Origin of the sequence: Thalassobaculum sp. OXR-137, assembly GCF_034377285.1 — a bacterium.
Taxonomy (GTDB): domain Bacteria; phylum Pseudomonadota; class Alphaproteobacteria; order Thalassobaculales; family Thalassobaculaceae; genus Thalassobaculum.
Map to the genome: position 1 here is coordinate 2,320,885 of NZ_CP139715.1, position 19,030 is coordinate 2,339,914.

16 protein-coding genes are annotated in these 19,030 nt (G+C 67.6%); 10 read left to right on the forward strand and 6 right to left on the reverse strand.

What is annotated here, in order from left to right; genetic code table 11:
* Positions 1–116: 116 nt before the first annotated feature.
* The 7 genes from meaB (at position 117) to T8K17_RS10895 (ending at position 8,227) form a co-directional block, all read left to right on the forward strand.
* Positions 117–1,136 carry a methylmalonyl Co-A mutase-associated GTPase MeaB gene (gene meaB, locus T8K17_RS10865; RefSeq protein WP_322334527.1) on the forward strand — a complete coding sequence of 340 codons (1,020 nt, stop codon included), beginning with the start codon at positions 117–119 and terminating at the stop codon, positions 1,134–1,136.
* Between the two features lie 98 nt (positions 1,137–1,234).
* A complete protein-coding gene (locus T8K17_RS10870; protein ID WP_322334528.1) occupies positions 1,235–2,251 on the forward strand; it encodes a thiamine pyrophosphate-dependent dehydrogenase E1 component subunit alpha in 1,017 nt (338 codons plus the stop codon).
* A 13-nt stretch (positions 2,252–2,264) separates the two neighbouring features.
* Positions 2,265–3,236 (forward strand): alpha-ketoacid dehydrogenase subunit beta, encoded by a 972-nt coding sequence (locus T8K17_RS10875; protein ID WP_322334529.1) that lies wholly within the window; start codon positions 2,265–2,267, stop codon positions 3,234–3,236.
* Positions 3,237–3,423: 187 nt separating this feature from the next.
* Complete coding sequence (locus tag T8K17_RS10880) at positions 3,424–5,157, forward strand: thiamine pyrophosphate-binding protein (RefSeq protein WP_322334530.1); 1,734 nt, start codon at positions 3,424–3,426, stop codon at positions 5,155–5,157.
* A 253-nt stretch (positions 5,158–5,410) separates the two neighbouring features.
* Entirely contained in the window at positions 5,411–6,031 is a 621-nt protein-coding gene (locus T8K17_RS10885) for a glutathione S-transferase family protein (RefSeq protein ID WP_322334531.1), read from the forward strand.
* Positions 6,032–6,087: 56 nt separating this feature from the next.
* The gene (locus T8K17_RS10890; protein WP_322334532.1) at positions 6,088–7,308 is read left to right on the forward strand and encodes a CaiB/BaiF CoA-transferase family protein; all 1,221 of its coding nucleotides are present in this window, start codon (positions 6,088–6,090) and stop codon (positions 7,306–7,308) included.
* Positions 7,298–8,227 carry a DMT family transporter gene (locus T8K17_RS10895; RefSeq protein WP_322334533.1) on the forward strand — a complete coding sequence of 310 codons (930 nt, stop codon included), beginning with the start codon at positions 7,298–7,300 and terminating at the stop codon, positions 8,225–8,227. The genes T8K17_RS10890 and T8K17_RS10895 overlap by 11 nt, the downstream gene beginning before the upstream one ends.
* A 127-nt stretch (positions 8,228–8,354) precedes the next feature.
* On the opposite strand, the gene T8K17_RS10900 is transcribed toward T8K17_RS10895, so the two are convergent.
* The 3 genes from T8K17_RS10900 to T8K17_RS10910 are packed head-to-tail and all read right to left on the reverse strand — an operon-like array spanning position 8,355 to position 10,588.
* Positions 8,355–8,825, reverse strand: a complete 471-nt coding sequence (locus T8K17_RS10900) for a GNAT family N-acetyltransferase (RefSeq protein ID WP_322334534.1) — start codon at positions 8,823–8,825, stop codon at positions 8,355–8,357.
* Between the two features lie 2 nt (positions 8,826–8,827).
* On the reverse strand, positions 8,828–9,658 hold the full coding sequence (locus T8K17_RS10905; protein WP_322334535.1) for a thioesterase family protein: 831 nt from the start codon (positions 9,656–9,658) through the stop codon (positions 8,828–8,830).
* A 30-nt stretch (positions 9,659–9,688) separates the two neighbouring features.
* Positions 9,689–10,588 (reverse strand): amidohydrolase family protein, encoded by a 900-nt coding sequence (locus T8K17_RS10910; protein WP_322334536.1) that lies wholly within the window; start codon positions 10,586–10,588, stop codon positions 9,689–9,691.
* Positions 10,589–10,683: 95 nt separating this feature from the next.
* On the opposite strand from T8K17_RS10910, the gene T8K17_RS10915 reads away from it, so the two are divergent.
* Positions 10,684–11,781 (forward strand): ATP-dependent 6-phosphofructokinase, encoded by a 1,098-nt coding sequence (locus T8K17_RS10915; RefSeq protein ID WP_322334537.1) that lies wholly within the window; start codon positions 10,684–10,686, stop codon positions 11,779–11,781.
* Positions 11,782–11,806: 25 nt separating this feature from the next.
* Here T8K17_RS10915 and T8K17_RS10920 read toward each other — a convergent pair whose 3' ends face one another.
* A complete protein-coding gene (locus T8K17_RS10920; protein WP_322334538.1) occupies positions 11,807–12,937 on the reverse strand; it encodes a calcium-binding protein in 1,131 nt (376 codons plus the stop codon).
* Between the two features lie 143 nt (positions 12,938–13,080).
* On the opposite strand from T8K17_RS10920, the gene T8K17_RS10925 reads away from it, so the two are divergent.
* A complete protein-coding gene (locus T8K17_RS10925; RefSeq protein ID WP_322334539.1) occupies positions 13,081–15,138 on the forward strand; it encodes a molybdopterin oxidoreductase family protein in 2,058 nt (685 codons plus the stop codon).
* A 241-nt stretch (positions 15,139–15,379) separates the two neighbouring features.
* A complete protein-coding gene (locus T8K17_RS10930; RefSeq protein WP_322334540.1) occupies positions 15,380–16,267 on the forward strand; it encodes a division plane positioning ATPase MipZ in 888 nt (295 codons plus the stop codon).
* On the opposite strand, the gene T8K17_RS10935 is transcribed toward T8K17_RS10930, so the two are convergent.
* Complete coding sequence (locus T8K17_RS10935; RefSeq protein WP_322334541.1) at positions 16,215–18,413, reverse strand: patatin-like phospholipase family protein; 2,199 nt, start codon at positions 18,411–18,413, stop codon at positions 16,215–16,217. The two genes, T8K17_RS10930 and T8K17_RS10935, sit on opposite strands and share 53 nt — an antisense overlap.
* Before the next feature lie 76 nt (positions 18,414–18,489).
* Entirely contained in the window at positions 18,490–18,984 is a 495-nt protein-coding gene (locus T8K17_RS10940) for a GNAT family N-acetyltransferase (protein ID WP_322334542.1), read from the reverse strand.
* Between the last annotated feature and the right edge of the window lie 46 nt (positions 18,985–19,030).

Here is a 19,030-nt window from a genome sequence, read left to right on the forward strand (position 1 = left end):
TTATTCCGGGGCGATCGGTTGGGCCGCTTCGCCGTCTGCGGTATCGCGAGCGGACGGGAGTACCCCGGAATAAATCCGGGGAGTGATCAAGATTAAAGTGCTCCAGTAAGGATCCCATGACAGACGCCCCGGCCACCCAGCCCCGCCGCCGTACGCTGTCGGTCGACGATTATGTGGCCGGCGTGCGGGAGGGGAACCGGGCGGTGATCGCCCGCGCCATCACCCTGGTGGAAAGCCGCAAGCCGGCCCACCGGGAGCTGGCGCAGGAAATGCTGGTCCGCCTGCTGCCCCATGCCGGCGCGGCCCACCGGGTCGGCATCACCGGCGTGCCGGGCGTGGGCAAGTCCACCTTCATCGAGGCGCTCGGCAAGCACCTCACCGGCAGCGGCCACAAGGTCGCCGTCCTCGCCGTCGATCCGACTAGCGGCCGTTCCGGCGGGTCCATTCTGGGCGACAAGACGCGGATGACCGATCTCGGCCAGGACGAGAACGCCTTCATCCGCCCCTCGCCCTCGGCCGGGACCCTCGGCGGCGTCGCCCGCGCCACCCGCGAGTCCATGGTGGTGGTGGAGGCCGCCGGCTTCGACGTGGTGTTGGTGGAGACCGTCGGCGTCGGCCAGAGCGAGGTCACGGTCGCCGACATGGTCGACATGTTCATGGTCCTGATGCTGCCGGGGGCGGGCGACGAGCTCCAGGGCATCAAGAAGGGCATCCTGGAAATCGCCGACATGCTGGTGATCAACAAGGCCGACGGCGACAACAAGGACCGCGCCCAGCGGGCGGCGCGCGAGTACAAGGGCGCGCTGCACATCCTGCAGCAGGCCGATCCCGACTGGTCGCCCCGGGTGCTGACCTGCTCGGCGCTGGTCAAGCAGGGGATCGACGATGTCTGGGGCACGGTGAAGGAGCACCGCCAGGCACTGGAGGCGGCCGGGAGCTTCGAGCGCAAGCGCGCCGGCCAGCAGGTGCGCTGGATGTGGGCCATGGTCCGCGACCGGCTGATCGGCGCGCTGGAGGGCCACCCGGAGGTCAAGGCCCTGGTGCCCGAGCTGGAGGCCGCCGTGGTCGACGGCGACACGACCCCGGCGGTGGCGGCGACGCGGATATTGGAAGCGTTCGGCCTCGACCATGCCTGACCGCGGTTAACCATCCTCGACTTGACCCCCTATCCCCCCGCTCTCTAAGGTTTTGCCATCCGGCGACAAGACCGGTGTCCACTCGGGGGAGGACAGTCGTGACGGCAGACCCACGCACGCCAGGGGCGGCGCGTAACCTCGATCTCGACCGGCTGCTGGCCCATCACAAGCTGATGTGGCGGATCCGCGCCTTCGAGGAAGCGGCCCTTCGCGCCAATACCGAGAAACTGGTGCTCGGCGCCATCCACCCCTCCATCGGCCAGGAAGGCATCGCCGTCGGCGTCTGCTCCAACCTGCGCACCGACGACATTCTCGCCTCCACCCATCGCGGCCACGGCCACACCCTGGCCAAGGGCGCGAACCCGACCGCCATGATGCGCGAGCTGCTGGGGCGCGAGGGCGGGACCAGCCACGGCAAGGGCGGCTCCATGCACATCGCCGACTTCTCGGTCGGCATGCTGGGCGCCAACGGCGTGGTCGCCGCCAACATCCACATCACCGCCGGTGCCGCCCATGCGATCAAGCTGCGCGGCGAGGACCGGGTCGCCTGCTCGATCTTCGGCGACGGCGCGATCAACCGGGGCCCATTCCTGGAAGGGCTGAACTGGGCCAAGGTGTTCGAGCTGCCGGCTCTGTTCGTGTGCGAGGACAACGGCTACGCCTCGACCACCCGCACCGCCGACATGACCGCCGGTCCTGGCCCCGCCGCAAGGGCGCAGGCGATCGGCCTGCCGGCGGTGGAGGTGGACGGCAACGATGTTGTCGCCCTGGACGAGGCGGTGCGCGACGCGGTCGCCGCGATACGCGCCGGCGGCGGGCCGCGCTTCATCAACGCCAAGACCTACCGGCTGACGGGACATACCGCCGCCGATCCGGACGGCTACCGCGCCCGCGACGACGTGGCCGCCGCCTGGAAGCGCTGCCCGATCACCCGGCTGGCGCAGACCCTGGCCGATGCCGGGGTGCGCGGCGACCAGCTCGCGGCCCATGAGCGCGATGCCATCGAGGAGATGGACGCGGTCTATGACGACGCCAAGGCCGCGCCCTGGCCGCCGCTCTCCCGCGCCTTTGCCGATGTCCAGGACGTCGGCGATCCGCGCAACGGCGCGTATTGAGGAGGCCCCGCACATGGTGACGATGACCTATGGCGAGGCCGCCAAGAACGCGCTGCACGAGGAAATGCAGCGCGATCCGACCGTCTGGGCCCTGGGCGAGGACCTGCGCCGGGGCGGGGTGTTCGGCCAGTACAAGGGCCTTCCGGAGATCTACGGCCCCGACCGGATCTCCGACGCGCCGATTTCCGAGGCGGCGATCATGGGCGTGGCGGTGGGCGCCGCCCTGTCCGGCACAAGGCCGGTGGTGGAGATGCGCTTCGCCGACTTCGCCCTCTGCGCCGTCGACGAGCTGGTGAACCAGGCGGCCAAGGCCCGGTACATGTTCGGCGGCCAGGCCAAGGTGCCCATCGTCGTACGCGAGCCCATGGGCATGTGGCGCTCCTCGGCCGCCCAGCACTCCCAGAGCCTGGAGAGCTGGTACACCCATATCCCCGGCCTCGTGGTGGTCTGCCCCTCGAGCCCGGTGGACAATTACGGCCTGCTGAAATCCGCCATCCGCTGCGACGACCCGGTCGTCTACATGGAGCACAAGAACCTCTGGGCGCTGGAGGGCGAGGTCGACAACAACGACCCGCTGCCGCTGGGCCGCTGCCGGTTCCTGCGCAAGGGAACGGACATCACCCTGGTGTCCTGGTCTGCCACGGTGCACGAGACCATGGCGGCGGCGAAGACTCTGAACGATGCGGGCGCCTCGGTGGAGGTGATCGACCTGCGCACGCTCTGGCCCTGGGACAAGGAGCGGGTGTTCGACAGCGTGAAGAAGACCGGCCGGCTGATCGTGGCCCATGAGAGCGTGCAGGCCGGCGGCTTCGGCGCGGAGATCGCGGCGACCGTGTCCGATGTCTGTTTCCGCGACCTCAGGGCACCGGTGAAGCGCCTGGGCGCGCCGCGCGTACCCATCGCCTACGCCCCACCGCTGGAGGACACCGTGCGGGTCACGGCGGCGATGATCGCGGAGACGGCGCGGAAGCTGATGAAGATGTGACGAGCTTGCCCTTCGACACGCCCCTGCCTTCAGCCGGGGCTGCTCAGGGCGAGGCCTTTATGTTTTTTTCGACCTCGTCCTGAGCAGCCCCCGCCTTCGCGGGGGCGTGTCGAAGGGCCGGGGAGCGACGGAATGCAGACCCTGACATGCGTCAGGATGACGGCTTAATGTTTGGGAGCGTATTGGCATGACCACCAACGAGATGACCGGCGGCGAAGCGCTGGCGCGAATGCTGCAGGCCTTCGAGACCGGCCCGATGTTCGGCATGGGCGGCTTCCAGCTCCTGCCGTTCTACGACGCCGCCCGCCGCCTCGGGCTCAAGCATTACCTGATCAACGACGAGCGCTGCGGCGCCTTCGCCGCGGATGCCTATGCCAAGGTCACCGGCCGGGTCGGCGTGGTCGACGCCACCCTCGGCCCGGGGGCGACCAACCTGGTCACCGCCCTGGTGGAGAGCCTGAACGCCGGCATCCCCATCGTCGCCATCGTCGGCGACAGCCACCGGCTGCATTCCTGGAAGAACATGACGCAGGAATCCCGACAGCTCGACATCCTGCGCCCGGCGGTGAAGGAGGTGCTGCGGGTCGAGTATATCGAGCGCATCCCCGAGCTGGTGCGCCGCGCCTTCGCCGTCGCCACCTCCGGGCGGCCCGGCCCGGTTGTGCTCGACGTGCCGGAGGACATTTGCCACGGCACCTACGGCTTCGACGAGGAGGAGTTTGTCGTCGACCCGATCCACCGCGCCGCCCCGGCCCTGCGCAGCCGGCCGGACGCCACCGCGCTCGACACCGCCGTCGACATGCTGGCCTCGGCCGAGCGGCCGCTGATGCTCTGCGGTGGCGGCGTGCATATCAGCCGGGCGGCCGACAGCGTCACCGCCTTCGCCGAGGCGACTAACATGCCGGTCGCCCACACCATGTCCGGCAAGGGCGCCATCGCCTGCACCCATCCGCTGTCGGCCGGCTTGTTCGGGCGCTACGACCGGATCGCCAACACACTGATCGATGAGGCCGACGTCCTGTTCGTGGTCGGCTGCAAGCTCGGCGAGATCGCGACCAAGCGCTACACCGTGCCGCCCAAGGGCAAGACCGTCATCCATCTGGATATCGTCGCCGAGGAGATGGGCCGCACCCTGATGCCGGCGCTCAGCCTGTGGGGAGACGCCAAGGCGACTCTGGACGAGCTGCGCAATGCACTGGCCGGGCGCGGGCTGAAGGAGAAGCTGGCCGACTGGGCGGCGGATGTGCCCAAGCGCATGGCCGCCTGGCGCCAGGACGTGGACGGCCGGCTGAACGACGATGCCTCGCCGATCAACATGGCCCGGCTGCTGAACGAGCTGAACAAGGCGCTGCCCGCCGACGCGACCCTGGTGGCCGATGGCGGCTTCGCGGCCCATTGGGGCGGGCTGGTCTACGACACCAAGCAGGCGGGCCGAGGCTTCGTGCCGGACCGCGGGTTCGCCTCCATCGGCTACGGCGTGCCGGGCGGGATCGGGGCCGCGCTGGGCGCACAGCATGACGGGCTCGGCCCGGTGGTGGCGCTGACCGGGGATGGCGGCTTTAACATGGTGCTGGGCGAGCTGGAGACGGCGCGGCGCCTGGGCCTGGCCTTCACGGTGATCGTCGTGAACAATGCCGCGTCCGGCTACGTGAAGGCGCTGCAGCACCTGATGTACGGGGAGGGGAACTACCAGTCCTCCGACCTGGCGGAGACCAACTATGCCGAGGTGGTGAGCGCCTTCGGCTGCCAGGGCATCCGGGTGGAGACCCCCGACGAGATCGCCCCGGCGCTGGCCAAGGCGCTGGCGGAGACGGGTCGGCCGACGGTGCTCGACGTGGTGGTGACCCGCGACCCGGCGAAGATGCTGCCGGCGGTGGATAACCGCACCGTGCAGGTGAAGAAGGGCGACCGGGTGGCGTAAGGGACGCACTCCAAATTTTTCCGGCTTCCTGGACGGCGCCTGGACTTGATCCGGGGGCCGATCCAGGACCGTGATTCTGGCGCCGGGTACAGGATCCTGGATCGGCCGCCGGACGGTGTCCGGCGTCCGTCCAGGAAGTCGGTTGGAAATGGATCTGAAGACGTTCCCACGCTGTTCAAATCTGTCTCCTCCTTCCGCGCGCTGCCTGCTGTAGGGTGTCGGCCGCCAGAAGAACCGACGGGAGGCCGCCGCCATGAAGCTCTATTACACCCCGAACTCGCCCTATGCCCGGATCTGCCGGGTCACCGCGATCGAGAGCGGCCTCGGCGAGCAACTGGAGCTCGACTGGGTCGGCCTGCGCACCCCCGACAGCCCGGTCATCCCGATCTCGCCGCTCGGTCGGGTGCCGCTGCTGGAGGATGGCGACCTCGTCCTGTCCGAAGCCCGGCACATCTGCGCCTATCTCGACGAGAAGTCGGGCAAACAGACCGTTGCCCCGTACGGCGACTGGCCGGCGGTGGCCTCGGAGGCCCAGTCGCTCGCCTTCCTCGACGTGGCCACCGTCTGGTCGCGCGAGACGCGCCGCCAGGAGGAGGACCGCTCCAAGTTCATGCTCGACGTGGCCGACATCCAGGTCCGCCGCGGCCTCGCCCATCTGAACAAGACCCTGAGCGTGCCGGCGGGGGCGCCGCCGATCAGCTTCGACACGCTCTGCATCGTTGCCGGCATCGGCATGATGGAGTTCTACGAGCTGGTGCCGGACTGGCGGAAGACCTACCCGACCCTCGCCGCCTGGTCCGACGCCTACGACACGGTGGAGTCGATCGCCACCAGCAAACCCAGCCAGGACGCTCTGCGTCCTCTCACGCGCTGACGCCCTGCGTCCGCTCACACGATAACGAACCCCCAAGACCCGCATACGAGGCCCCCATGTCCGCCCTTCCGCTCGACGGCGTGCGCATCTTCGACCTGACGCGCATCCTTGCCGGCCCCACCGCCACCCAGCTTCTCGGCGATCTCGGTGCCGATGTGATCAAGATCGAACGGCCGGGCCAGGGCGACGACACGCGCAAATGGGGGCCGCCCTATGTGAAGGGGCCGGACGGCGAGGACACGACCGAGAGCGCCTATTACCTCTGCGCCAACCGCTCCAAGCGCTCGATCACCATCGACCTTGCCAGCGCCGACGGCATCGCCCTGGCCAAGCGGCTCCTGGCCGAATGCGACGTGCTGGTGGAGAACTTCAAGGTCGGCTCGCTCGCCAAGCTCGGTCTCGGCTACGACCAGCTCAAGGAGGAGTTCCCGGGCCTGGTCTACTGCTCGGTCACCGGCTTTGGGCAGACCGGCCCCTATGCGGAACGGGCGGGCTACGACTTCCTGGCTCAGGGGATGGGCGGGATCATGTCTGTCACCGGCACGCCGGGGGTGGAACCGGTGAAGGTCGGGGTCGGCATCGCCGACGTGATGACCGGCATGTACGCCGCCACCAACATTCTCGCCGCCCTGCGCCACCGCGACCGGACGGGCGAGGGTCAGCATATCGACGTCTGTCTGCTCGACACCCAGGTGGCCTGGCTGGTGAACGAGGGGACCAACTACCTGGTCTCCGGCGAGGTGCCGAAGCCCATGGGCAACGAGCACCCGAACATCGTGCCCTACAAGGTGTTCCCCACGGCAGACGGCCACGTCATCCTGGCCTGCGGCAACGACCGGCAGTTCCAGGGCTGGTGCGACGTGGCCGGGGCGCACGAGCTGAAGAACAATCCGGATTACGCCACCAACCCGCTGCGCCTGAAGAACCGGGTCGCGCTCTACGCGGCGATGCCCGACTACATGATGACCAAGACCACCGACGAGTGGGTGGCGGCGCTGGAGGCGGCCAAGGTGCCGTGCGGGCCGGTGAACACCATCGACCGCGCCTTCGCCGACCCGCAGGTGCAGGCGCGCGGGATGCGCATCGACCTGCCCCACCCGCTGGCAGGCGAGGGGACGGTGCCGCTGATCGCCAACCCCGTGAAGCTGTCCGGCACGCCGGTGCGCTACCGCTACGCCCCGCCCACCCTGGGCCAGCATACCGACGAGGTGCTGGCGGAGATTCTCGGCCTGTCCGCCGAGGAGATCGCCGCCGAAAGGGACAAGGGTGCCGTCTGACCTGTCCGTGGAGCAGGCGATCGATCGCCGCCGGCTGACGGTCGCCGCCCTGTTCATGACCGGGGCAGCCTCGCTGGTGGCGGCCACCACACTGATGGCCAAGGTACTGGGCCAGGACCTCTTGGGGCCGCCGCTGCCGGGCTTCATGGTCAGTGCGGGGCGGTTCCTGTTCGCCTGGATGGCGCTCGTGCCGGTGATCCTGATCATGCGGCCGGGCTTCGCGGGGACGAAGTGGCGGCTGCACGTCTACCGCTCGGTCTCCGGGTGGGCGACGGTGACCTGCATCTTTACCGCGGCGGCACTGATGCCGCTGGGGGATGCGACGGCGATCTCCTTCCTCAATCCGCTGATCGCCATGGTGCTGGCGATCCCGCTGCTGGGCGAGCGGGTCGGGCCGTGGCGCTGGGGAGCGGCGGCGGCGGCGGTGCTGGGGGCGCTGGTGCTGATCCGGCCGGGCATGGCGGCGTTCCAACCGGCGGCGCTGATCGCGCTGGGGGCGGCGGTGTTCGGGGCGTTCGAGGTGATCTTCGTCAAGCAGCTCGCCGGCAAGGCCGAGGGTGGCGGCGAGCCGCCGGTCCGCATCCTGTTCGTGAACAATTCCATCGGCGCGACCGTGGCGCTCTGCGTGGCGCTGACGGTCTGGCAATGGCCGACGCAGCAGCAGTGGATGGTGCTCGCCGCCATCGGCTTCACCATGGTGACCGCCCAGAGCCTGTTCATCCAGGCGATGAAACGGGCGGATGCCAGCTACGTGATCCCGTTCTTCTACGCCACGCTGGTCTTCGCGGCGCTGTACGATGCGGCAGTGTTCGGGGTGATACCCATGCCGCTGTCGATCGTGGGCGCCGCGCTGATCGTCACCGGCGCCATCGTGCTGGTCTGGCGCGAGCGGGTGAACCGGGTGGTGGAGGAAACGTAATTTTGAACACTCCCCGGATTTATTCCGGGGCGAGGCGAACCGCATGCGGATTGGGTCCAATGTTCGCGTGAGCTGCGGTCTCACCCCGGAATAAATCCGGGGAGTGTGTGTAGGAGAAAGGGAGCGGTTACCCCAGCTCCAGCGTCATGAACACGCTGTAGGGATCCTCCCGGTAGTCCCCGAACGGCCCGCACTCGGTGAAGCCGTAGCGCGCATACAGCGCCCGGGCGGCGGCGAAGCCGTCGGGGGAGCCGGTCTCCAGGCTGAGCCGCGTGTAGCCCCGTGCCCTGGCCCTGGCGATCGCATGCTCGACGATCCGGCCGGCCACCCCCTTGCCGCGATGGGCGGCGGCGGTGTGCATCGACTTGATCTCGCCGTGGTCCGGCGACAGCTCCTTTAGGGCGCCGCAGCCGATCAGGGCATCGCCTTCCCACACGCTCCAGAACGTCACCTCCGCCACCCGCAGCCCGCTCAGGTCCAGCGCATGGCGGCTCTCGGCCGGCGAGTGCAGGGCCATGGTGTCGAGATGGGTCTGCAGCAGCGCGTGCACCTCGGCCAGGTCCAGCCCGCCTTCGCGGATCTCGGGCATCGCCGTCATCGTCACTCTCCGGCCAGGGCACGCGCGGCCTCGGCGATCTCCGTCGGGATCGAGGAGGGGCGCCGGGCGTTCATATCCAGATGCACGCCGAACTGGGACAGCTCGGCTACCAGGTCGCCGGTATCGGCCCGGATCATCCGGTGCACCATGCGCATGGACGACCGGCCGATGCCGCCGATGGTGGATTCGGTGTCCAGCGGCACGCCGACCCAGGGCAGGGCGCCGAGCGTCATCTGGAACTCGAAGGTCGAGTAGCCGACCCGGTTGTCGCGCATATGCGACGGCGTCCAGCCGATGGCGTTCAGCAGTTGCCCGCCGGCGGCGGTGAAGCGGTGGACCATGGCGTCCAGCGTCAGCCGGCCATAGGCGTCCACGTCCTTGGGAAAGACCACGTCGGTTGCCGCCGGCACCCATTCGGCGTCGGCGCCGACGGCCGGGCGCGCCTCGCGGGGGTCGCCGTCCCACTCGGCATAGCCGTCGAGGGAGATCGGGCTGTCCAGGGCGAAGGTCTGCTCGGTGGTCGCGGCGACGGCATCCGCCTCCATGTCGATGAGCTTGTGGCCGATGGTCAGCCCGCCGCCGGAAACACCGTCGCCGGTCGCCCGGATCGGCGCGGAGACGATGCGGTAACTGTCGCCGGCCCGGAGTTCCTTCTTGTAGCGGGTGTAGCAGGCGGTGGTGCGCGCCTCCTTCGCCAGCACGCCCAGGCCGAGCAGCGCCCGGTCGCCGGCCGCACGGAACTTCTCGTAGTAATAGGCCACCGTGAAATGCTCGACGATGTCGCATTCCCAGGGCGGCACGGCGGATCGGAAGGTCTCGTGGAAATCGGTCACGCGGTCAGTCCCCCTGAAGGCATCGGTCGGTCACAGACGATAGAAGCGGGTGGCGGTGTCGTGGAAGACCGCTTCCAGCTCGGGCCCGGTCAGGCCGGACAGGATCTCGAGGAAGCCTTCCAACTGGTCGCGGAAGCCGACGCGCAGGCTGGCCGGCGGGAAGTTGGAGGCCCACATGCAGCGCTCGGGCCCGAAGATCTCCAGCGCCTCCAGCACCACGCCCCGGTTGCTCTCCACGCTCCAGGGCGCGTCCTTGAGCCCGAGTTCGGAGAGTTTCAGGTGCACCCAGGGGATCCGGGCGATGCGCTTCATCTCGGCCCGCCAGGCGGCGAGGCCCTCGGGCGAGCGGTCCCAGGGGAAGCCGGTATGGTTCACCACCACCGGGATCTCCGGGTGTTTCTCGATCAGCTCGGCCGCCTCGCCCAGATGCCAGAACGGCACCCGCAGATCGTAGCTGAGCCCGAACCGCCCCAGCGCGGCATAGCCGCGGCGCCAGGCCGGATCGGACAGGCTGCGCGCGCCGTCCGGCCGCGGCGCGTCGATGGCGGCCGAGGTCACCGGCTTGGAGCGGATGCCGCGCATCAGCGGCGAGCGGCAATGGCCCTCCAGCTTCGCCTCGACCTCGGGATCGTCCAGCCAGACATGACCGACGATGGCATCGGGCATTCCGGCCTCGGCGGCGAGCGCGGTCAGCCACTCGGTTTCGGCGACCTGGTTGTCCCGGTCCCACTCGGCTTCGCAGTGCACGGTCTTGACGATGTCGAAACCGACCGCATCTCGCTTGTAGTCCTCTGGAAGATAGGTGCGTTTCAACGCAGTGTAGTCGCCGAGGAAGAAATGCGGTTCCGGGCGGTCAATGAGCCAGGGGTAATAGTTCGCCTCCAGGTCCCAGAGATGGTGATGAGAGTCGACGATCTTCAGATCGGTCATGCGGCGCGGTCCGGCTTACTCGTGTCCCGGGGAGCATGGCACGGCCCGGCGCCGCGGGCCAAGAGATGCACCGACGGATTGAACGAGGGAAAAGAATGACCAAACGGATTGCGGTACTGACGAGCGGCGGCGACTGCGCCGGCCTGAACGCCGCGATCCGCGCGGTCGTACTCCACGCGAACACGATCTACGGCTGGGAGGTGATCGGGATCGAGGACGGCACCCGCGGCGTCATGGAGCGCCCGATGCGGGTCCATCCCCTGGACCCGTCCGGCTTCGACGGCCACATGCTGCGCCGCGCCGGGACCATGCTGGGCAGCGTGAGCACCGGCGACCCCTTCGCCTTTCCCTCGCCGCACGGACCGGTGGACCGGTCGGAGGAGATCGTCACCGGCCTGAAGGACCTCGGCATCGACGGCCTGATCGGCATCGGCGGCGACGGCAGCATGCAGATCCTGGACAAGATCATGCAGCGCGCCGACCTGCCCTTCATCGGCATTCCCAAGACCATCGACAACGACGTCTTCGGCACCGACACCACCATCGGCTTCGACACGGCGGTGACGGTGGCGGTGGAGGCGCTGGACCGGCTGCACCCCACGGCGCAGAGCCATAATCGTGTGATGATCCTGGAGGTCATGGGCCGCGATGCCGGCCATATCGCCACCCATGCCGCCGTCGCCGGCGGCGCCGATGTCTGTCTGATCCCGGAGTTCCGCTATTCCATGGAAGGGGTGGTCGAGACGATCCAGAGCGTGGGTCATCACGGCCGCCGGTTCTCGTTGATCGTGGTGGCCGAGGCGACGCCGAAATCCGACGGGACCCAGGCCATGCGCCCGCGCCCCGGCGGCGGCGAGCGCTATGGCGGCATCGGCGAGTGGATCGGCGACGAACTGGAGAAGCGGATCGGCGCCGACGTGCGCGTCACCACGCTCGGCCATGTCCAGCGCGGCGCCGAGCCGAACGCGGCCGACCGGGTGCTGGCCAGCGCCCTCGGCGTCCATGCGGTCGACCTGATGGCCAAGGGCAAGACGGGTCGGGTAGCGGTCTGGCGCAACCGGGGCGTGGGCGACGTGTCCATCGAGGACGTGGTGTCCAACAAGCGCCCGGTCTCCGCCGACGACATCGTCGTGCGCACGGCGCTGGGGCTGGGAATCTATCTCGGCGACGTGCCACTTCCGGCGGTCGAATAGGGAGGTCGAGCAAAGATATTCTTCATCACAGATATATCGTATTCGGGTCTTCGGGATTGACGCCTACGAGCAGGAACGATCCGTACCGACCGAAATCGACCAGAAAAGCATCATCGACATAGCCATACGAAGGAACGGTATCATTGGTCTTGTAGATAAAATCGACACCAAGTTCAAATCCGTAGATCGTGTCCTGCCCGAAGTTTGAGAGGTAATATCCGGCGCTGAAGATATCGGAACCCAGGTTACCGAACAGCACATCATTGCCGGGTCCCCCTTCGATCGTGTCACTGTCCTGACCGCCATAGATGGTGTCATTGCCTGAGCCTCCCGACAGGTAGTCTCCGCCATGATTTCCATACACGAGATCGTCTCCGATGCCTCCATTGATGAGGTCATGTCCATCCCGCAGGGCGGATGGAGTGCCGGATGGCACCCCGCCGTTCTGGCCGCCATAAAGTGTGTCGTTGCCGGAAGAGCCAAACAGCAAGTCTTCCCCTTGATTCCCATATACGAGGTCATCGCCGCCATATCCGAAGATCGTGTCGTCACCGCCGGCGCCATAAAATATATCTGAGTTGGGCGCGCCGGCCATGCTTTCGGCCGCGGCCGTTCCCTTCCATTCGCCCGTATTACCGCTACCAGGTGCGCCGTACAGAGACTGAATGATCGAGACGTCGTAGTCTGTCAAAGACGTGTGATTTTTTTCGAATGTGTTCATAACAGATGATGTATGAGTAATAATTTCGATGCCTAAAATTTGACCGATACCTATAAGTGATGCTCGATCGAAGTAATCTATATCTGATCTGTCGAGAAGAATATGTACGCCTTCTAGTGCGCTGTTTCCGACTATTAAGTCGTCATCAGTGGTGAACATCTGCGTATATACAATGTTACCGCCTCGGCCATCCCCATCTGAGCCGTTACTAGTTAGTGCCCAGGAGATAAGGACCTGAGCGGCATACGGATCAAGAACCTCTTCGAAAGTAAGGTCTGATTGAGAAGACCAAGCATCCAGCGCTGAGCGGAACCGGTCTTGGTAAGACTGATCGAGCTCAGAGAAATTGTCGGATACGCCGCCAACACTGAACGTGTAAGTGATCGGACGTTCCGAGAAGAAATAGAAACCCCTGTAGTCAGACTGACGCAGCATAACTATTTGACCCTATGAGGGAATTTTCAGAATTCCAGTATCATAAGAAGGGCTTTTCGGTTGGTCAATGCAACTCAGGCGTTTGCCCGACGATTTCGGAATGTGCCAGTGACTCGGCCGTCGGACCCCTCTAGGCTTTCGTCATGCCGCTCGACACCGTCGCCTCCGTCTGCCCGCACGACTGCCCCAGCGCCTGCGCCCTGGAGGTGGAGCGGATCGACCGTTCGACCATCGGCCGCATCCGCGGCGCGGCGGCGAACGACTACACGGCCGGGGTGATCTGCGCCAAGGTCGCGCGCTACGCCGAGCGGGTGCACCATCCCGAACGGCTGATGAAGCCGCTGTTGCGCACCGGACCGAAGGGCTCCACCCAGTTCCGCGAGATCTCCTGGGAGGAGGCGCTGGACCGGGTCGCCGGCGCTTTCGCCGAGGCCACCGCTAAACACGGCGCCGAGACGGTCTGGCCGTATTATTTCGCCGGAACGATGGGCCTGGTGAACCGCGACGGGATCAACCGTCTGCGCAACGTCATGGGTTATTCGCGCCAGGATGCGAACATCTGCACCACCGTCGTGCGGGCTGGCTGGATCGCCGGGATGGGCGACGTGAAGGGCACCGACCCGCGGGAGATGGCGCAGTCCGACCTGATCATCATGTGGGGCGGCAATCCGGTCTCCACCCAGGTCAATGTGATGACCCACGTCGCCCGGGCCCGCAAGGAGCGCGGCGCGCATTTCGTCGTCGTCGACCCCTACCGCACCCCCAGCGCGGAGGCGGCCGACGAGCATGTGATGGTCCGCCCGGGCACCGACGGCGCGGTGGCGGCGGCGATGATGCATGTGCTGTTCCGCGATGGATATGCCGACCGGGACTACATGGCCCGCTTCGCCGAGAACGTGGCCGAGCTGGAAGACCACCTGAAGAGCCGCACGCCGCAATGGGCCGAGGCGATCAGCGGTGTGCCGGCCGCCCAGATCGAGGCGTTGGCCAAACGCTACGGCGAGACCCAGCGGGCCTATATCCGGGTCGGCTACGGCTTCGCGCGCTCCCGCAACGGGCCGATGCAGGTCCATGCGGTCGCCTGCCTGCCGACCGTGGGTGGCAAATGGCAGTACGAGGGCGGCGGGGCCCTGTGGAAGGTCGACGGTTACTACAAGGTCGACAAGTCGCTGATCGAGGCGACGGACCGGCTGGACCCGGCGACCCGGGTGCTCGACATGTCGCGGATCGGTCCGGTGCTGACCGGGGAGGATGCGGTGGTGCGCCGGGGACCGCCGGTCACCGCCATGCTGATCCAGAACACCAATCCGGCGGCTGTGGCCCCGGACAGTGGTCGGGTGCTGAAGGGCTTCAACCGCGAGGACCTGTTCGTGGCGGTGCACGAGCAGTTCCTCACCGAGACCGCCCGGCATGCCGATGTGGTTCTGCCGGCGACCACCTTCTTGGAACATGCCGATCTGTACACCGCCGGCGGGCATCCGCATCTGGAGGTGCATGACGCCGTCATCGACGCGCCGGGCGACTGCCGCAGCAACCACCGCCTGCTGAACGACCTGATCCTGAAGCTCGGCGGCGACCACCCGTCCTGCCACATGACCGAGGCCGAACTGCTCGACGCGACCCTGAAGAAATCCGGCTATCCGGGCTTCGCCGAGATGGTGGAGCGGCGCTGGCTCGATGTCGGGCCGAAGGAGGAGGCCGACAGGCGCTTCGCCAACGGCTTCCCGACCCCGTCCGGCAAGTTCCGGTTCCGCGCCGACTGGTCGGCCCTGGGCCCGAGCGGGGCGGGATTGGAAGGGTTGCCGGACCATGTGGACATCGTCGACCGGGCGACCGAGGAGAAGCCGTTCCGCATGGTGACGGCCCCGGCCCGCAACTACCTGAACACCTCGTTCACCGAGACGGCGACCAGCAAGAAGCGCGAGGGGCGGCCGACGGTGATGCTGCATCCCGACGCGGCGGCCGAGCTCGGCGTGGAGGACGGCGGTCGGGTGCGGCTCGGCAACGAACAGGGGTCGGTGGTGCTGCATGCCAGGCTGTTCGACGGGGTGCAGAAGGGGACGGTCATCGTCGAATCCGTCTGGCCGAACGCGGCCTTCGAGGAGGGCGTGGGCATCAACCTGCTGACCTCCGCCGACAGCCCACCGCCCATGGGCGGCGCGGTGTTCCACGACACGGCCGTGTGGGTGCGCGGGGCCTGACCCTTCGACACGCCCCGGCCTAACAGCCGGGGCTGCTCAGGGCGAGGTCCTCAACAAAGCGAGACCTTTTCGATAGCGCCTCGCCCTGAGCAGCCCCCTGTCCGGATTTAATCCGGGATTGATCCAGGGGGCGTGTCGAAGGGCCGTCGCTGTTCCCCCACTCCGCGCACCGCGTGCTTGCGCGGAACCCGTTCCGCCTGTAACGAGTCATGGTGTCGAAATCGCATGGAATAAAATCGCCGTGGCCGATACAGCCGTAGACTCGACCCCCGCCAACGACGCCCTGCCGGGCGAGCCGGCGCATGTCATTGTCGTCGGCTGCGAGAAGGGCGGCTCCGGCAAGTCGACCACCTCCATGCACCTGACGGTTGCCTTGCTGCGGCTCGGCTTCGCCGTCGGCACCATCGATCTCGACGCGCGCCAGTGGACGCTGACCCGCTACCTGTCCAACCGGGCGACGACGATCCAGCGCGAGCAGCGCAAGCTGCCGATGCCCCGTCACTTCTTCCTGGCTCCCTCCGAGAAGCCCGTGCGCGACGAGGCCCGGGCCGAGGACCGCCAGCGGTTTGAGGCGATCCTGGAGAAGCTGCGCGGGCTGGTCGATTACGTGGTCATCGACTGCGCCGGTACCGACAGCTACCTGGCCCGCGTGGCCCATTCCTACGCGGATACCCTGGTCACGCCGGTGAACGACAGCTTCATTGACCTGGACGTGGTCGCCCATGTGGACGGCCAGACCGGCGAGATGGCGCGGCCCAGCGTCTATGCCGAGATGGTCTGGGACCAGCGCAAGGCCCGGGCCCAGCGCGACGGCGGCTCGATCGACTGGATCGTCATGCGGAACCGCCTCTCCACCCTGGAGGCGAACAACAAGAAGGAAATGGCCGACGTGCTGCAGCGCCTGGCGCGCCGCATCGGCTTCCGGATCGCGCCGGGTTTCAGCGAGCGCGTGATCTTCCGCGAGCTGTTCCTGCAGGGGCTGACCATGCTGGACATGTTCGACGACCGGGCCCGGACGGACGCGAACCGGCCCCGGATGTCCCATGTCGCCGCCCGTCAGGAAGTGCGCGCGCTGATCAATGCGCTGCAGCTTCCCGAACGCCGTCCCCGGGCCCGCCAGTCCGGCTGAGCTGTCCGCCGGCGTCGCGGATCGCCTCCACCAGCTTCGCCATCGTCTCCGTATTGTGCTCGACGCAGCGGATCATTTCCTGGACGGACGCCCGTGCATCCGCCGAGAGCACCCAGCCCAGCGGCGGCTCGATATCGATGGAGTCCTCGCAGCCGGCGATCTGCCGGTCCGGAACGTCCATGCGGAAGTGCAGCCAGACCGGATCGACGATGCGGGCCCGGTCGTCGCCGAAACCGATATCGAGATCCCACAGCCGCAGATGCTGGCCCGCCAGAACGCCGCGGGCGCCGCGGGGCGAGACGATCCCGCCGACCGGCGCGCCGATCAGGTTCCACAGCCGGTTCCGGAACGGATGGCCGAACAGGGTGAACAGCGCGCCGTCCACCTCTTTCGGCGGCGCGTTCTCCGACAGCTGGCGACCGAGCTGCGGATCGCTGGAGATCTGGATCAGGATCGGCCTGAGAATGCGTTGAGAGCGGTCCCCGATGCGTCGGCGCATCTTGATGTAGGTCAGCAGGTCGACCAGGGTCGCCGCCCCGAAATTCTCGAAATAGCCGCCGTCCACCACCGCGCTGCCGCCGTTGTTCAGCATCCCGCCCGGGCTGATGACCGGAAACCGGGCGCTGTTATGCGCCGCCGTGCTGAGGCGCATGTCGGCTGCCGGCTTGCCGTCCCCGGCCGGAAACAGGAAGGCGTGCTGATCCAGCGCGTTGACGATCACCTGCTGGTCGGCGTCGTCGATCAGGTCGAGGGTGCCGGCGATCATCCGCTGGCCGGTGACGGTATTCGTGCCGTTCAGCAGCAGGCGGGGAAACCACCGGGGCACCGTCGTGGCAACCTCCCGCAACGGCCTGGCGAGGCTGCCGATGCCGTCCGGCGCCTGGGCGGCCCAGGCCCTCTCGAAGGACTGTTCCAGGATCGCACCGCGCCCCTCGAACATCGGCCAGGGCACCACAGACTGCATCAGGTCCTGCACCATGAGGCCGGTGAGGGCCGGGCCCAGGAAGTCGTGGGTCATCGCCGCGTCGAGGGCCGGCCACTTGTCCGCCGTCGGTCCCAGATCCGCGAGCGCCGCGGTGTAGAACGCGCTGCCCACGCTGCCGCCGGACACGCCGCTGATCGCCACCACATGGTCCGACAGCGGACGCGGATGGCCGCTCTCCTTCAGGGCCCGCTCCGCCTCGCTCAGGACGCGCGCGGTCCAGTAGGCGGCCCGGATGCCGCCGCCGGCCGTGGCGACGAAGACGGCCGGGACCACGGTGTCGGGATCGGTGTCGAACCGGTCCTCGAAGTCGGTCATGACCTGCCAGATCTTCGGGCGGTCGAGACGCTCGACCCCCACGCTGCGGACCTGATGGTTCTCCACCCAGAACGCGCTGACGACCGCGAGAACCGCCAGGATCGTGATGATGGGAAAGCCGTGCGCCTGGGTGACGTGCACCAGCAGCGACCCGATCGGCAGGATCGAGGCCAGGGCCAGGAACAGCACCGGCGCCGCCCCCACCGTGAAGCCGTAGGCCACCGGATCGGCCAGGGCGAAGACCCCGCTGATCATGGCGGTCGCCAGGGAGACCGCGACGGTGATCGGCACGATCAGGCCGAGACTGCCCTGGCCTTTCCAGTTGATGCCGGTCTGCGGCCGGGGCCTGCCGAGCGCGGTGCGTTTCCAGACCGCCAGCAGATAGACCGCCGCGAGCGCGACCGCGATCTGGGTCAGCCAGTTATCGACGCCATGGGTGGTGGCCAGAATCGAAATGGCGCTGAGATAGGCGACGAGGCCGAGAATGCGCGGATACCAGGAGACGATCCGCCGCTCTCCCGCCGGCAGCACCGGGGGGACATAACCGGCCCCCGCCTGTGCCGGATGCTCCACCGGGTCGGTGAACGCGACGGCCCGGCGTCGGTCGATCCCCCGTGTGACCAGGATGTAGCGCGCCCAGAACCAGCTTTGCCAGGCCCACAGGCTCACCCCGAAATAGAACAGGGCGACCTCCTGCGCGATGCCGCGGGAGAGACCGAGGACGATGTCCGCGCCCTGGCCGGCGCCGATCAGGAAAAAGACCCCGACCGCGATGACCAGCAGGTTGAAGCGGGTGTAGCGGATGCACTGCCAAAGGACGGCGCCTGCGCTGCGCTCGGATGCCATGGGATCTTCCTCCGACACCATCGATGGAAGCGGCAGCATATATCATAAAAGAGTATTCAGTCCGTGATTTTTCCCGTTATTCGTGAATAAGACGTTCCAGGGCCTTGTCCGCCATCTCGAAATCCGCGGCGGCGAAGCGCCGGGCGCCGATCGCCTCGTAGAAGGTCAGCGCCTCCACGTTGCGCGGATGCGCCTGCCAGGTCATCCAGTCGCCCTGCCGCGCCAGGGTGGTCCGGGCGACGGCGGCGAGCAGCGCCCGGGCGATCCCCCGCCGCCGGTGGCCGCGGTCCACGAACAGGTCCATGAGCGCGCTTCCCGGGCGGCCCCGGCCGATATGAAAACTCTCGTGGAACAGCGCATAGCCCACCACCCGGCCGCGCCGTTCGGCAACCAGCGCGGAGAAGCGGGCGTCGTCTCCCAGGCTCCAGCGGATGAGTTCGGCTGCGTCCATCGGCGGCGGCGGTGCGCCCTCATGGGCCGACAGCGCGGCGATCATGGCGATGACCCGGTCCGCATCGGCCTCCTGCATGGGCCGGATGCGGAAATCCGGACGGTCGGGCTGGTCCTGCATCGTTTCCTCCCCGGCCTGTAAGTCGATGGCGCTAAAATGTTGGAAT